This window comes from Streptomyces bambusae (assembly GCF_020532645.1).
In the GTDB taxonomy this organism is placed as follows: Bacteria; Actinomycetota; Actinomycetes; order Streptomycetales; family Streptomycetaceae; genus Streptomyces; species Streptomyces bambusae.
This window is the reverse complement of record NZ_JAJAUZ010000018.1, coordinates 49237-63725: the sequence shown is the minus strand read 5'-3', so window position 1 is coordinate 63725 and position 14489 is coordinate 49237. Positions and strand designations below refer to the sequence as shown.

The 14489-nt window shown below is 72.3% G+C and carries 14 protein-coding genes and 1 tRNA gene; 10 read left to right on the top strand and 5 right to left on the bottom strand.

Translation table 11 applies throughout. The features are described from left to right. Positions 1 to 113: 113 nt before the first annotated feature. Together phoR and phoP are read left to right on the top strand one after the other, a co-directional pair. On the top strand, positions 114 to 1427 hold the full coding sequence (gene phoR, locus LG634_RS15220) for a two-component system sensor histidine kinase PhoR (protein WP_226734323.1): 1314 nt from the start codon (positions 114 to 116) through the stop codon (positions 1425 to 1427). 5 nt (positions 1428 to 1432) lie between these two features. Next, positions 1433 to 2104, top strand: a complete 672-nt coding sequence (gene phoP, locus LG634_RS15215) for a two-component system response regulator PhoP (RefSeq protein WP_468133279.1) — start codon at positions 1433 to 1435, stop codon at positions 2102 to 2104. A gap of 153 nt (positions 2105 to 2257) precedes the next feature. Here phoP and LG634_RS15210 read toward each other — a convergent pair whose 3' ends face one another. Continuing rightward, positions 2258 to 2917: a DUF461 domain-containing protein gene (locus LG634_RS15210; RefSeq protein WP_226734321.1), complete on the bottom strand. Its 660-nt coding sequence runs from the start codon at positions 2915 to 2917 to the stop codon at positions 2258 to 2260. A gap of 613 nt (positions 2918 to 3530) precedes the next feature. Here LG634_RS15210 and LG634_RS15205 point away from each other — a divergent pair. The 6 genes from LG634_RS15205 (at position 3531) to LG634_RS15180 (ending at position 9965) form a co-directional block, all read left to right on the top strand. Beyond that, complete coding sequence (locus tag LG634_RS15205; protein WP_003953493.1) at positions 3531 to 4013, top strand: CarD family transcriptional regulator; 483 nt, start codon at positions 3531 to 3533, stop codon at positions 4011 to 4013. A gap of 336 nt (positions 4014 to 4349) precedes the next feature. Continuing rightward, positions 4350 to 5096, top strand: coding sequence for a 2-C-methyl-D-erythritol 4-phosphate cytidylyltransferase (gene ispD / locus LG634_RS15200; protein ID WP_226734320.1), 747 nt, complete (start codon positions 4350 to 4352; stop codon positions 5094 to 5096). Continuing rightward, the gene (ispF, locus tag LG634_RS15195; RefSeq protein ID WP_226734319.1) at positions 5086 to 5619 is read left to right on the top strand and encodes a 2-C-methyl-D-erythritol 2,4-cyclodiphosphate synthase; all 534 of its coding nucleotides are present in this window, start codon (positions 5086 to 5088) and stop codon (positions 5617 to 5619) included. Before ispD ends, ispF begins: the two co-directional genes overlap by 11 nt. Positions 5620 to 5725: 106 nt before the next feature. After that, the gene (cysS, locus tag LG634_RS15190) at positions 5726 to 7129 is read left to right on the top strand and encodes a cysteine--tRNA ligase (RefSeq protein WP_226734318.1); all 1404 of its coding nucleotides are present in this window, start codon (positions 5726 to 5728) and stop codon (positions 7127 to 7129) included. Positions 7130 to 7229: 100 nt separating this feature from the next. Then, on the top strand, positions 7230 to 8186 hold the full coding sequence (gene rlmB / locus LG634_RS15185) for a 23S rRNA (guanosine(2251)-2'-O)-methyltransferase RlmB (protein ID WP_226734317.1): 957 nt from the start codon (positions 7230 to 7232) through the stop codon (positions 8184 to 8186). A gap of 216 nt (positions 8187 to 8402) precedes the next feature. Beyond that, positions 8403 to 9965, top strand: a complete 1563-nt coding sequence (locus LG634_RS15180; RefSeq protein ID WP_226734316.1) for a DoxX family protein — start codon at positions 8403 to 8405, stop codon at positions 9963 to 9965. A 168-nt stretch (positions 9966 to 10133) separates the two neighbouring features. On the opposite strand, the gene LG634_RS15175 is transcribed toward LG634_RS15180, so the two are convergent. The 3 genes from LG634_RS15175 to LG634_RS15165 form a co-directional block, all read right to left on the bottom strand. Next, complete coding sequence (locus LG634_RS15175) at positions 10134 to 10925, bottom strand: nucleotidyltransferase family protein (RefSeq protein ID WP_226734315.1); 792 nt, start codon at positions 10923 to 10925, stop codon at positions 10134 to 10136. A 91-nt stretch (positions 10926 to 11016) separates the two neighbouring features. Beyond that, the gene (locus LG634_RS15170; RefSeq protein WP_226734314.1) at positions 11017 to 11430 is read right to left on the bottom strand and encodes a hypothetical protein; all 414 of its coding nucleotides are present in this window, start codon (positions 11428 to 11430) and stop codon (positions 11017 to 11019) included. A 198-nt stretch (positions 11431 to 11628) separates the two neighbouring features. After that, entirely contained in the window at positions 11629 to 12717 is a 1089-nt protein-coding gene (locus tag LG634_RS15165) for an ABC transporter ATP-binding protein (protein ID WP_226734313.1), read from the bottom strand. 182 nt (positions 12718 to 12899) lie between these two features. Here LG634_RS15165 and LG634_RS15160 point away from each other — a divergent pair. Next, positions 12900 to 12973: transfer RNA gene (locus LG634_RS15160), tRNA-Thr, on the top strand. Positions 12974 to 13019: 46 nt separating this feature from the next. Here the strand turns inward: LG634_RS15160 and LG634_RS15155 are convergent. Then, the gene (locus tag LG634_RS15155) at positions 13020 to 13565 is read right to left on the bottom strand and encodes a hypothetical protein (protein WP_226734393.1); all 546 of its coding nucleotides are present in this window, start codon (positions 13563 to 13565) and stop codon (positions 13020 to 13022) included. Between the two features lie 135 nt (positions 13566 to 13700). On the opposite strand from LG634_RS15155, the gene LG634_RS15150 reads away from it, so the two are divergent. Further along, on the top strand, positions 13701 to 14465 hold the full coding sequence (locus LG634_RS15150) for a GntR family transcriptional regulator (protein ID WP_226734312.1): 765 nt from the start codon (positions 13701 to 13703) through the stop codon (positions 14463 to 14465). Positions 14466 to 14489: the final 24 nt, after the last annotated feature.

The window sequence follows — 14489 nt, the reverse complement described above, 5'->3', positions numbered from 1 at the left end:
CCGGCACCACAAGTGAATCAACTCGGTCGTCACGGTGAACTCTGGGCGACGACTGTTCGAGGTGCCACCCGAACGGCTGTGGAACTGTCGCCGACCCTGCTTAACCTGGACACATGGACGTGAACGCGGCGGTCGCCGCAGCGGCAGCGATCGCCGGGTTGTGCACCGGCGTCATCGCCATGCTGGCGTTCCGCTGGAGCGAGCGCGACCAGGCCCGCCCCACGCGGAGTGCCATGCGCCCCGACATCAATGCGGTCCTGCCGCCCGGCGTGGACACGGTGCTCTCCGTGCTCCGCTCCTCCGCCGTGGTCCTCGACGAGGGCGACAGCGTGGTCAAGGCCAGCTCCGCGGCGTACGCCCTGGGTCTGGTCCGCGGGGGCAAGCTCGCCGTCGAGCCGATGCTGCACATGGCCCGCGACACCCGCCGCGACGGGGAGATACGACAGGTCGAGCTGGACCTGCCGCGGCGCGGCACCGGCCGCGGCGAGGCCCTCGCGGTCTCGGCACGGGTCGCCCCGCTGGGCTCCCGGCTGGTCCTGCTGCTCGTCGAGGACCTCACCGAGGCCCGCCGCATCGAGGCGGTGCGCCGCGACTTCGTCGCGAACGTGTCGCACGAGCTGAAGACGCCCGTGGGAGCGCTCTCACTGCTGTCGGAGGCCGTCATGGACGCCTCCGACGACCCCGAGGCCGTCATCCGCTTCGCCGGCCGCATGCAGATCGAGGCCACCCGCCTGACCAACCTGGTCCAGGAGCTCATCGACCTCTCCCGCGTGCAGAACGACGACCCGCTGGAGGACGCCGAGCCGGTCCGGGTGGACACCCTGGTCGCCGAGGCCATAGACCGCTGCCGGCACACCGCCGGCACCAAGCAGATCACCATGGCCGCCGGCGGCACCGCGGACCTGCGCGTCTGGGGCAACCGGAGCCAGCTCGCGGCCGCCCTCGGCAACCTCGTCGAGAACGCCGTCAACTACAGCCCGGCCCGCACCCGCGTCGGCATCGCCGCCCGCCGGGTCGCCGCACCCGGCGGGGACTTCATCGAGGTCGCGGTCACCGACCAGGGCATCGGCATCCCGGAGAAGGACCGCGAGCGCATCTTCGAGCGCTTCTACCGGGTGGACCCGGCCCGCTCCCGCGCCACCGGCGGAACCGGCCTGGGCCTGGCCATCGTCAAGCACGTGGCGGCCTCGCACGGCGGCGAGGTCACCGTGTGGAGCTCCGAGGGCCAGGGCTCGACCTTCACCCTCCGCCTCCCCGAGGCCGCGCTCCCGCCCGGCCGCGACTCCTCCGACTCCTCCGCAACCCTGCCCGGTACCGGCGCCCACGACGGCTCCGCGGGCCCCCATTCCGGAACGGGACCGGCCGCCACCGCTCGCTCCGTCCTCGCAACAGAACCAGCCATCCCTGCCCCGGAGGTCCTTCCGTGACCCGAGTGCTCGTCGTCGAGGATGAAGAATCCTTCAGCGACGCCCTGTCCTACATGCTCCGCAAGGAGGGCTTCGAGGTCGCCATCGCGGCGACCGGACCCGACGGCCTGGACGAGTTCGAACGCAACGGCGCCGACCTCGTCCTCCTGGACCTGATGCTGCCCGGCCTCCCCGGCACCGAGGTGTGCCGTCAGCTGCGCGGCCGCTCGAACGTCCCGGTCATCATGGTGACCGCCAAGGACAGCGAGATCGACAAGGTCGTCGGCCTGGAAATAGGAGCCGACGACTACGTGACCAAGCCCTTCTCCTCGCGGGAGCTGGTCGCCCGCATCCGCGCGGTGCTGCGCCGCCGCGGCGAGCCGGAGGAGGTCACCCCCGCGGCCCTGGAGGCCGGGCCGGTGCGCATGGACGTGGACCGGCACGTGGTCACCGTCGCGGGCGCCAAGATCGACCTCCCGCTCAAGGAGTTCGACCTGCTGGAGATGCTGCTGCGCAACGCGGGCCGGGTGCTCACCCGCATGCAGCTCATCGACCGGGTCTGGGGCGCTGACTACGTGGGCGACACCAAGACCCTCGACGTCCACGTCAAGCGGCTGCGCGCCAAGATCGAGCCGGACCCGGGCGCCCCGCGCTACCTGGTGACGGTCCGGGGCCTCGGCTACAAGTTCGAGCCGTAAGCCGCACGGACCGCGGCGGCCCGCGAGCCGGTGGCGGCGCGAGCAGAACGGCCGGAGGGCCCCACCCTGGATCGGGTGGGGCCCTCCGGCCGTTCTGTACGGCGGTGGCGGTCCCGGTTCCGGCCCCTCACGGCAGGCGGGCCGCCGGGCGGGTCAGTGGCCCGCCGCGGCGTGGGAGGCCGTGCCCGACGGGGTGCCGGACGGCGTGCCCGCGGGGGTGCCGGTCGCGCCGTGCGACGGGGTGCCGGAGGGCGTGCCGGACGGGGTGCCCGAGGGCGCGGTGGTCGGCGCGGCCGGGACCTCGGCGGGGCCGAACTCCTTGAAGTAGGAGGTGGCCGGGACCACGAAGGCCTCCAGGGCCACGTCACCGGTCTTGCTGAGCTGGAAGACGACCTTCTGCGCGTCGCCGTCCTTGACGGACTCGCGGCCGTTCTCGATGACGGCGGTGGCGTTGCCCTTGCCGCCGATCACCACGGAGCCGCCGGCCGGCACGGTGATCTTGCCGGAGCCCGTGGCGGGCTTCAGCTTCACGGTGCCGGAGCCACCCGGCAGGGCGATCCCGTCGAGGGTCTGCGGCTCCAGGCCGGCGTTGAACAGCGTCGCGGAGACGACGGCCGGGCCCTTCGCCTCCTTCTCGGGCTGCGTGATGACCAGCGCGTTCTGGATCTTGATGTCGCCCTTGGTGATCGCCGCGTTGTCCGGCTTGATCTCCAGGGTCTGCGCGTTGTTGCCCGCGCCGCAGGCGGCGAGCGATCCGATCGAGAACACGATGGCGGCGGCGGCAACGGCGCCGCGTCGAAGGGTCCGGCTCACGGCGGCGGCATCTCCTAGGACGTACGTACGGACGGAAGCGGTCGGGGGCTCCGCCTGGCGCCTGGCGAGGTAAAGCCGCCCTAAGGGTGTGTCAGCGGGCTTAGGTTACCGAGCCGCCGCCCCGCGCCCGCACCCGACCCTCCGCGCAGTGGATCACCCCGGCCTTCAACCCCCCGTTCACTCTCCCGTTCGCATATCGCCGCCATATCGCCGGTGATCAATTTCGAGCCACCCCGTGACCGCTTCCGACGGCCTCCGCTATTACGGCCGACCTGTTCCGGAGGATCCGGGTGGTGATCAATTCCAGATTGGGCCGGAAGGCACTCCGTACAGATGCCCGCCAGTCGAACGGAGTACTTGACTTTCGGGTCTTCCAACCCGGCAAAACGGGACGTACGTCACAGCGCCACCATCACCCGGGAGGTGTAACGTGGCCGTTTCGGGGCGTGCTGTCAGCCGCTCCGACCTGCGAATACCCCCTTCCGGAACCCCCGCGCAGCACGTCCGTGTCGTGGTTGTCAAGCCCCGAGATAGGCCCTGACCTGCGAAAACGCCATTCATAACAGTCAGTTCTCGTGTTACCCTGGATAGCCACGGAAGGGGTACCTGTCACATGACGTTCAAGGTTGGCGACACCGTGGTCTATCCCCATCACGGGGCCGCGCTGATCGAGGCCATCGAAACTCGCCAGATCAAAGGCGTGGACAAGACCTACTTGGTGCTCAAGGTCGCCCAGGGCGACCTGACGGTTCGTGTGCCTGCGGACAATGCGGAGTTCGTCGGCGTTCGCGATGTAGTCGGCCAGGACGGGCTGGACCGGGTCTTCGAGGTGCTGCGTGCACCGTACGCCGAGGAGCCGACGAACTGGTCTCGTCGCTACAAGGCAAACCTGGAGAAGCTCGCCTCGGGCGATGTCATCAAGGTGGCGGAAGTTGTCCGCGACCTGTGGCGTCGTGAGCGCGAGCGCGGACTGTCCGCCGGTGAGAAGCGCATGCTCGCCAAGGCTCGCCAGATCCTGGTGAGCGAGCTCGCTCTCGCAGAGAACACCAACGAGGACAAGGCCGAGGCCCTCCTCGACGAGGTCCTCGCGTCCTGACACGCGAGGTGCGCTCAACAGTCGTGCCGCGGTGCCCGCCGACACGTCCCTCACCCGTGAGGGGCGTTGTTGCCGGGCGCTGCGGCATGTCTGTATCCGCACCCGCGCCGGCTCGGTAGCACCGGCGCACGCCGCACCCGTACGCTGCGCACCCCTGCACCACCTTGGGCGTGCCGGGCCCGGGCAGCCGATACGACCGGTCGTCACGGAAGGGGCCCCGGTCGCGGCATCGTGCCCGGCACTCCCCCAACCACGGGCCGGGGGTACCCCCAGGCCATACCCACACCGGCCGAAGCCACAAACCTGGCCTTCGTCGCCCGCCTGCCCGGAGCTCCGATGACTGACGACTCGCGCCCCTCCCGCACCGCCGCGGTGATCCCCGCCGCCGGCCGCGGCCTCCGCCTGGGCCCTGGCGCCCCCAAGGCGCTGCGCACCCTCGGCGGCACCCCCATGCTGATCCACGCCGTCCGCGCCATGGCCCGCTCCCGGGCCGTCTCGCTGGTCGTCGTGGTCGCCCCGCCGGCCGGCGCCGCCGAGGTCAAGAACCTCCTCGACGAGCACGCACTGCCCGAGCGCACCGACTTCCTCGTCGTCCCCGGCGGCGAGACCCGCCAGGAGTCCGTCCGGGCCGGCCTCGACGCCCTCCCCGAGGGCGTCACCTCCGTCCTCATCCACGACGCCGCCCGCCCGCTGGTCCCCGTCGACACCGTCGACGCCGTCGTCGAAGCAGTCCGCGAGGGCGCACCCGCCGTCGTCCCCGCCCTGCCGGTCACCGACACCGTCAAGGAAGTCGACCCGCAGCCCGCCGGCACCCCCGAACCCGTCGTCGCCACCCCCGAGCGGGCCCGGCTGCGCGCCGTGCAGACCCCGCAGGGCTTCGACCTCGCCACCCTGGTCCGCGCCCACGAGGCCGTCGCCGTCAACGGCGAGGGCGCCACCGACGACGCCGGAATGGTGGAAAAGCTCGGCGTCCCCGTCGTCCTCGTGCCCGGCCACGAGGAGGCCTTCAAGGTCACCCGTCCCCTGGACCTCGTACTCGCCGAGGCCGTACTCGCCCGCAGGAGGGCCACCGATGCCTACTGAGCCGACCACCCCCGCAGCGCCCGCCGCGCCGCTGATCCCGCTGGTCGGCATCGGCACCGACGTGCACGCCTTCGAGCAGGGCCGCGAACTGTGGTGCGCGGGCCTGCTCTGGGACGAGGACGCGTCCGGCGGCTACGGGCTGGCCGGGCACTCCGACGGTGACGTCGCCGCCCACGCCGCGTGCGACGCGCTGTTCTCCGCGGCCGGCGTCGGCGACCTCGGCGCCCACTTCGGCACCTCCCGCCCCGAGTGGTCCGGCGCCGCCGGCACCACCCTGCTGGCCGAGGCCGCCCGGATCGTGCGCGCCGCCGGATTCACCATCGGCAACGTGTCCGTGCAGGTCATCGGCGTACGGCCGAAGGTCGGCAAGCGGCGCGACGAGGCGCAGAAGGCGCTCAGCGAGGCCGTCGGCGCGCCCGTGTCGGTGTCCGGCACCACCACCGACGGGCTCGGGCTCACCGGCCGCGGCGAGGGCCTGGCCGCCATCGCCACCGCCCTCGTCCACCGCACGCCCGCCGCCTGAGGCGCACCGCACCCCGCCCGGCCGCCGCAACGATCGGGGAACCAAAGCGCCCCGCGTCTCCGAAAGGGTCGCGGGGCACTACCACACGCCCACTACCCTTGGTCCCGTGACTATTCGCCTGTACGACACCAACGCCCGGCAGATCCGCGACTTCACCCCGCTCGCGCCGGGCTGCGTCTCGATCTACCTCTGTGGTGCGACCGTGCAGGCCGCCCCGCACATCGGGCACATCCGGTCCGGCCTGAACTTCGACATCATGCGCCGCTGGTTCGCGTACCGCGGCTACGACGTCACGTTCATCCGCAACGTCACGGACATCGACGACAAGATCATCGCGAAGTCCGGCGACCAGGGCCGCCCGTGGTGGTCCATCGGCTACGAGAACGAGCGCGCCTTCAACGACGGCTACGACGCCCTCGGCTGCCTGCCGCCCACCTACGAGCCCCGCGCCACCGGCCACGTCACCGAGATGGTCGAGATGATGCGCGGCCTCATCGAGCGCGGTCACGCGTACGAGGCCGACGGCAACGTCTACTTCGACGTCCGCTCGTACCCCGGCTACCTGGAGCTGTCGAACCAGGAGCTCGACAACCTGCTCCAGCCGTCCGGCGAGGGCGAGACCGGCAAGCGCGACCCCCGCGACTTCGCCATGTGGAAGTCCGCCAAGCCCGGCGAGCCCTCCTGGGAGACCCCGTGGGGCCGCGGCCGTCCCGGCTGGCACCTGGAGTGCTCGGCCATGGCGCACAAGTACCTGGGCAGCGCCTTCGACATCCACGGCGGCGGTCTCGACCTGATCTTCCCGCACCACGAGAACGAGATCGCCCAGGCCAAGGCCTTCGGCGACGACTTCGCGAACTTCTGGGTGCACAACGCCTGGGTCACCCTGGCCGGCGAGAAGATGTCCAAGTCGCTCGGCAACTCGGTGCTCGTCTCCGAGATGGTCAAGCACTGGCGCCCCATCGTGCTCCGCTACTACCTCGGCACCCCGCACTACCGGTCGATGATCGAGTACAGCGAGGAGGCCCTGCGCGAGGCGGACGCCGCCTTCGCCCGCATCGAGGGCTTCTGCCAGCGGGTCGTCGAGAAGGCGGGCAAGCCCGTCGAGCCCGCCGACCAGGTGCCGCCGGCGTTCGCCGAGGCCATGGACGACGACATGGGCGTCCCGCAGGCCCTCGCGATCATCCACACCACCGTCCGCCAGGGCAACAGCGCGCTCGCCGCAGACGACAAGGACGGCGCGATCGCCCGCCTGGCCGAAGTCCGCGCCATGCTCGGCGTCCTCGGCCTGGACCCGCTCGACCCGCACTGGGCCGGCACCGACACCGACCGCGGCGAGGAGCTCCACGGCGCCGTCGACACCCTCGTACGGCTGGTCCTCGACCAGCGCGAGGCCGCCCGGGCCCGCAAGGACTGGGCGACCGCCGACGCCATCCGCGACCAGCTCCAGCAGTCCGGACTGGTCATCGAGGACAGCCCCTCCGGCCCGCGCTGGACGCTCGGCGCCCGCTGACCGGGCCCGGCCGCTCCGGCCAAGTGGTGCCGCCCGGCGTTCCGGGCGGCACACTCTTCATACGTACATATCGCAGCACCAACGAAAACAGGTAGAGGTCATGGCCGGGAACAGCCAGCGCAGGAACCGCCGTACGTCCAACAAGAAGGGCGCCACGATCGGCAGCGGTGGCCAGCGGCGCAAGGGTCTGGAAGGCAAGGGCCCCACGCCCAAGGCCGAGGACCGCAAGGGCCACAAGGCCTTCCGCGTCTCCAACGCCATGGCCCGGCAGGCCGCCAAGCGCCGCCCCGCCCCGCGCCGCGGCGGCCCCAAGGGCCAGAGCGAAATGGTCGTCGGCCGCAACTCGGTCTTCGAGGCCCTGCGCGACGGCGTGCCCGCGACCACCCTGTACGTCCAGCAGTTCATCGACAACGACGAGCGCGTCCGCGAGGCCCTCGCCCTCGCCCAGGCCCGCGGCAACATCAACCTGATGGAAGCCCCGCGCCCCGAGCTCGACCGCATGACCAACGGGCTCAACCACCAGGGCCTCGTCCTCCAGGTCCCGCCGTACGAGTACGCGCACCCGGAGGACCTGACCGCCGAGGCGTACGACGCGGGCGCCGACCCGCTCATCGTCGCCCTCGACGGGGTCACCGACCCGCGCAACCTCGGCGCGATCGTCCGCTCCGTCTCCGCGTTCGGCGGCCACGGCGTGGTCATCCCCGAGCGGCGGGCCGCGGGCATGACCGCCGGCGCGTGGAAGACCTCCGCGGGCACGGCCGCCCGTACGCCGGTCGCACGCGTCACCAACCTGACGAGGGCCCTCCAGGAGTACAAGAAGGCCGGCATCACCGTCGTCGGCCTCGCGGCCGAGGGCACGCACGAGGTCCAGGACCTGGAGGCGCTCGGCGGGCCCGTCGTCATCGTCGTCGGCAGCGAGGGCAAGGGGCTGGGCCGACTCGTCGGCGAGACCTGCGACTTCCTCGTCCGCATCCCGATGCCGGGCGGGGCGGAGTCGCTGAACGCCGGTGTCGCAGCGGGTGTCGTGCTCTACGAGGCGGCGCGGCGTCGCAGCTGAGGTTCGTGGGGGGCTCCGCCCCGCACCCCGGTCCTCAATCGCCCCCGGCCCCAGCGGGCTGGGGGCCCCGGACGGGCTTGATCCTGCCCCGTCCGGCGGTTGAGGCGCGGGAGTCCGTTCGAACGGCGGGCGGCCATGCGAGTGGCCGGATCTTGACGGGTCTCGGACACATCCCCCCTGTCAAGGCAGTGTCCTAAACACCCATCACTCGGTTAGATGAGTGTGGACACCAGAACGCCCAGGTTCGACGACCAGCCCGCGCTGAGCATGGTGAAGGTGCCGTGCGACCCGGCGCAGGTCATCGTGAACCACGCCAGCTTCCGCGTGCAGCTCGCCGCCGCCCCCCGACGGCCCGTGCCCCCCGCCGGTCCGCTCCGGGTCCCCGCGCTGAGCGGCGCCGCTGCCGTGGCCGGGGCCTCGGTGCGGAGCCGGCGCCGCGCCCCCGTGGTGTGGAGCGGCAAGTCCGACGGAGCCGCCACCGGCGGACTCCTCCAGGCCGTCCGCGAGGCCGGCCACGGCCACCCCTACGCCGACGACGGCGGCACCACCCAGGTCATCCCGCGCATCGACCTGACCGACGACACCATGCCCACCCCCACCGTCGTCGGCCAGCGCACCCGGCGCCACGACGACGACACCCAACTCATCGCCCCGCTGCGGGACCACGACCCCCGCCACACCGGCTACGGCGGCCCCGGCCCCGACGAACTCGGCGCCGCCGGAGCCGCCGACGACGCCGGCCTGCGCCGCCCCGGCGACCGGGACCGCGACACCGACCGCCAGGGCTACTACCCCGGCCGCCGCATGAACCTCGGCGTCGTCCTGCTCCCGCTGCGCGTCTTCCTCGGCTTCATCTCCATCTACGCCGGCATGGGCAAGCTCTGCGACCCCGTCTACTTCGACGGCGGCGAGCGCGGCTCCATGGTCACCTGGCTGCACACCCTGCACCCCTGGGCGCTCGCCGAACCGCTGCGCGACTTCGCCCTCTCGCACCCCGTCGGCTCCGGCCTCACCGTCGCCTTCCTCCAGGTCATCGTCGGCGTCCTGACCGTCTTCGGCCTCTGGCAGCGGTTCGCCGGCTGCATCGGCGCGCTGCTCTCCGCGGCCCTGCTGATGACCGTCAGCTGGAAGACCGTCCCCGCCTACGACGCGCCCGACATCATCTACCTCGCCGCCTGGAGCCCGCTGATCATCGCGGGCGCCCCCGTCTACTCCATCGACGCCCGCCTGTCCGGCGAGGCCTGGCGCACCCTCGGCCCGCGCTCCGCGCTCTGGGAGCTGCGCCGCCGGGTGCTGCGCCGCGGCGCCATGATCGCCACCGTGGTCGTCGGCCTGACCCTGCTCATCGGCTCCGTCCTCGGCGGCGCCGTCCGCTCCACCACCGTGGTCACCGTCCCCGGCCCGGGCGACGCCCCCAGCAACTACCTGCCGGGACAGCCGCTCCCGCACGAGCCGGCCAAGACCCGCAAGCCCGTCAAGAAGGCCGTCCGGCCCACCACGCCGGCCTCCACCGCAGCCGAGGAGCCCACCGCCCGCCGCGAGACCACCCCCGGCACCAGCCGGCCCAGCGGCACCCGCGGCGCCGAGTCCCCGACCGCCACCCGCGGCACCGGCACCGGCGGCAGCAGCACCACCCCCCGCCAGACCACCCCCAAGCCCCCGCCCGCCACCACCGGCGGCCCCACCTCCACGGGCGGCACCACCGGAGGCGGCAGCACGGGCGGCACCGGCGAGCCCGGCGGCCGCGAGCCGGGCCTCGTCGGCGGCCTCCTCGGCTGACCCGCCCGGCCCGGTCGGCCCGGCGTACGGGAGGCCGTACGTACGCACACGGAAGGGGCCCGGCGCGCATCCAGCGCGCCGGGCCCCTTCGTCGTGTCCACCGGTTTCTCGTGTCCACCGGCTCCCCGGCCCGGCCCGGCGGCCTGCCCGGGGCGCCCGAGGAGGGCCTCAGAGGGCCTTCTGGGCCGCCAGCTCCTTCGCGGCCTCGGTGAGGTCCTTCGCCGTGTCGATCGCCCGCCAGTAGGCCCCCTGCGGCAGCGGGAATCCGGCCAGCCGGCGTTCGCGGGCCAGCCGCGGGAACGTCGTCCGCTCGTGGTCGCCCAGATCCGGCAGCAGCGACGCGAACTCCGCGGAGAACACGTACACACCGGCGTTGATCAGATACGGCGACGGCGGCGACTCGATGAAGTCCAGGACGTGCCCGAACTCGTTGGTCTCCACCGCACCCCACGGGATCCGCGGCCGCGCCAGCGCCAGCGTCGCGGTCGCGCCGCGCTCCTCGTGGAAGGCCGCCATCTCGCGCAGCGAGAACCGGGTCCAGATGTCGCCGTTCGTCGCGTACCAGGGGCGCTCCGGGTGCGGCAGGTGGGCGGCCGCGTACTTCAGGCCGCCGCCGCGGCCCAGCGGCTCGGTCTCGACCACCGTCGTGACGCGCAGCGGGAGTTCGGCCTTCGCCAGCCAGTCCTGGAGGACCTCGGCGAGGTGGCCGCAGGAGACGACGGCGTCCGTGACGCCCTCGGCCGCCAGCCAGGCCAGCTGGTGCCCGATGATCGGCACCCCGGTCCCGGGGATCTCCACCATCGGCTTGGGCCGGTCGTCGGTGTACGGACGCAGCCGCGAACCCTGGCCGCCCGCCAGGACCACGGCCTGGGTGGGGGCGGCCGGGAACGCGGCCGCGGAGACTGCTGAGGTGTCTGCCGTGCTGGCTGAGGTGCTGTCGGCAGGGGGCATGGGCGTCATGCGCGCAGCCTATGCCGGGTGCAGCACGGCGGGTCGGGGGGTCGGCGGATCGGCCGCGCCCGTCGGCGGGCCCGGCCGGTCCGCCCACGGGTCAGCCGAAGGAGGCCACGCCCGACGCGTACGAGGTGTCGCAGGCGGGACGGGCGTACGTCTGCGCCTTCGTCGGCCCGTACATCTCGGCGGCCTTAGCGCCGATCGCCTTGGCGATCTGGCCGCAGTAGCCGGCCAGCGACGGGCGCTTGTCCACCTGCTGCTGGAGGTGGGTCAGGACGACGCCCGGGTCCTTCTTCGCCTGCAGTTCGCCGAGCAGCTTGTCGCGCAGCACCTCGTGCGGGGCGCGGGCCTTGGCGGGCACGGAGACGTTCTCCGCGGAGGCGGTGAGGACCTGGGAGGAGGAGGTGTCCGCCCAGGGGACCATGGTGACCGCGAGGGTCCCGGAGAGGACCAGGACGACGGGCAGGACCAGGGCGAGAGATCGGCCGATACGGCGGGCAGTGTGGGTCACGAGGGCGAGAGTAGCGCTCGGTGAAGATTTGGCGACATTTAGTCACCCTGTCGAGGGATGGTTCGACGTGGTTTTTCGAATGAGGTGTTGACGCACGCAGCTCGAAATGCCCGTTGTGCCGGGGTATTTGTCACACTGGCCCCCACCCGTGCGGGTGGGGGCCAGTGTGCACGACCGGTCGCCGGGACCGGCTCCGGGTCAGTCGGCGAGGCGCTCGCCGGAGGTCGTCGAGAACACGTGCAGCTCGCCGGTGCGCGGGACCACGTGCAGGGTCGCGCCCTTCTCCGGGACCTGACGGCCGTTCACGCGGACCACGAGGTCCTGGGACTCTCCGCCGACCTGGGCGGTGCCGTACACGTATCCGTCGGCGCCGAGCTCCTCCACGACGTTGACGGTGACGGCCAGGCCGCCCTCCTCGACGAGGTCGAAGTGCTCCGGGCGGACGCCCAGGGTCACCGTGCGGTCGCCCTTGTCGGCGGCGGCCGACAGCGCCTCGCGGGACACCGGCACCAGCTCGTCGCCCAGCTTCACGCCGCCGTCGGCGATCGGGACCTCGACCAGGTTCATGGCCGGGGAGCCGATGAAGCCGGCGACGAACAGGTTCGCCGGGCGGTCGTACATGTTGCGCGGGGTGTCGACCTGCTGGAGCAGACCGTCCTTGAGCACCGCCACCCGGTCGCCCATCGTCATGGCCTCGACCTGGTCGTGGGTGACGTAGACGGTCGTGATCCCGAGACGGCGCTGCAGGCCCGCGATCTGGGTACGGGTGGACACGCGGAGCTTGGCGTCCAGGTTGGACAGCGGCTCGTCCATGAGGAACACCTGCGGCTGCCGGACGATCGCGCGGCCCATCGCGACGCGCTGGCGCTGGCCGCCGGAGAGGGCCTTCGGCTTGCGGTCCAGGTACTGGGTGAGGTCGAGGATCTTGGCCGCCTCCTCCACCTTCTGGCGGATGGTGGCCTTGTCGACACCGGCGATCTTGAGCGCGAAGCCCATGTTGTCGGCGACGGACATGTGCGGGTACAGCGCGTAGTTCTGGAACACCATCGCGATGTCCCGGTCCTTGGGCGGCAGGTTCGTGACGTCGCGGTCGCCGATCCGGATGGCACCGCCGTTCACGTCCTCCAGACCCGCGAGCATGCGCAGCGAGGTCGACTTGCCGCAGCCGGACGGGCCGACGAGGACGAGGAACTCCCCGTGCTCGATGCTCAGGTCGAGCGCGTCGACGGCGGGCTTGTCCGACCCCGGGTACAGGCGGGTCGCCTTGTCAAAAGTGACAGAAGCCATGGTGATGCGTCCCTTCACCGGCAGGAACGTGCCGGACGATCCGTTGTAAAGGAAGGTTGGTCTAGTCCATGAGGATGGACTTCCCGGCACGCTACCTGCCGATTCCGGTTCTGTCAGCCTCCCGGGTCACGTCGTAATACGGAGCACCGCCCCGCCCGACCCTGGGTACACTGCACGGGCGTGCCGCCTTAGCTCAGTTGGCTAGAGCGCTTGACTTGTAATCTTGAGGTCGTCGGTTCGATTCCGACAGGCGGCTCTGAGGGCCCCGGGTGATTCACCCGGGGCCTTTTGCATGCCCGCGTTCAGTCGGCCGGCCGTCGCCACAGTTCCGGGTCCGGGCGGAAGCCGGTGGCGTGGACGAGGGCTCGGGTGCGGGCGTGGTGGTGGGGGGTGAGGGGGAACGCGTGGATGTACGGGCCGAAGTGGGCGCAGAGGGCTTCGTACGCGGCGGGGTGGCGGCGGAGGGCGTGCCAGGCGGCGGCGATCAGGGGTGGGGCCGACATCGCCAGACCGGTGTTGCGGGCGCAGGTCGCGACGAACTTGATCGCTTCGGTGACGGCTCGTTCCGCGAGGTCGGCGGTGAGGTCGGGGTGGGCGGTCCGGAGGGTGTGGCAGGCGGGGGTGAAGGCGGGGCCGAAGAGGTGGCGGGCGCTGAGGGGGTGCCGGCGGGGGTGGTGGCGGAGTTCGACGTTGCAGTCGGTGGCGCGGGAGGGGTCGCCGTTGGCGCGGGCGGCCGCGCGTTCCCGGGCGAGGGCGGCGCAGATGTCGCAGCCGGGGGTGGGGTCCGGGTCGGGAGCCGGGAGGGTCAGGTGGGGGGCGGGGGACATGCCGGTGTGGTCCCTGGGCATGGGTGGGCCTCCTAGGGCCGTGCCACTTCTCTAGGTACATCTTCAGTGAAGCGGCGTGGTTCGGCGCGGGTCAAGCGTTCTCTATACATCTCCGACTTTTGGGTGCCGTGGGTGCGCCGGTCCTAAGGTGGCCCGGTGGACAGCGCGGGCGGTGGGCGGCAGGCGAAGTACGTGCGGATCGCCGATGAGTTGAGGGCCGGTATTCAGTCCGGCCGGTACGGCCCCGGCGACCGTTTGCCGGGAGAGAACGACCTGATGGCCGCTCATGGCGTGGCGCGGATGACGGCCCGGGCGGCTTTGGGCGTCCTGCAGCACGAAGGGCTCGCCGAGGCGCGCAAGGGTGCCGGTGTATTCGTGCGCGGGCTGTGGCACAGCCCCACGCGCCGCCGCGGTATCCAGCGGCTCGCGCAGGAGCGGTGGGGGGCCGGGCGGTCGGTGTGGGCTGATGAGGCGGGGGAGCGGGAGCTCGTCGTCGATCAGGTCGAGGTGTGGGAAGAGGCCGCCGGGGAGCCGGTCGCGTCCGTGCTGGGTGTGGCGGTCGGGGCGGCGGTGTGGGTGCGGAGCCGGCGGTTCGTGCTGGACGGGAAGCCGGTGATGACGGCGGTGTCGTGGCTGCCGGGCGACATCGTGGCGGGGACGCCGGTCACGGAGGCCGACACCGGGCCGGGTGGGACGTATGCGCGGCTGGCGGAGCTGGGTTTCGGGCCGGTGCGGTTCCGGGAGGAGATCCGGTCGCGGATGCCGTCGGCGGAGGAGGCGGAGCGGCTGCGGCTGGGCGCGGGGACGCCGGTCGTCGTGGTCGTGCGGACCGCTTTCGCGGAGGGCGGCCGGGTGGTCGAGGTCAACGAGATGACGCTCGACGCCGGGTCGTACGTCCTGGAGTACGAGTTCGACGCGTAGGGACCGTGTCGGGCCGGGACCCCT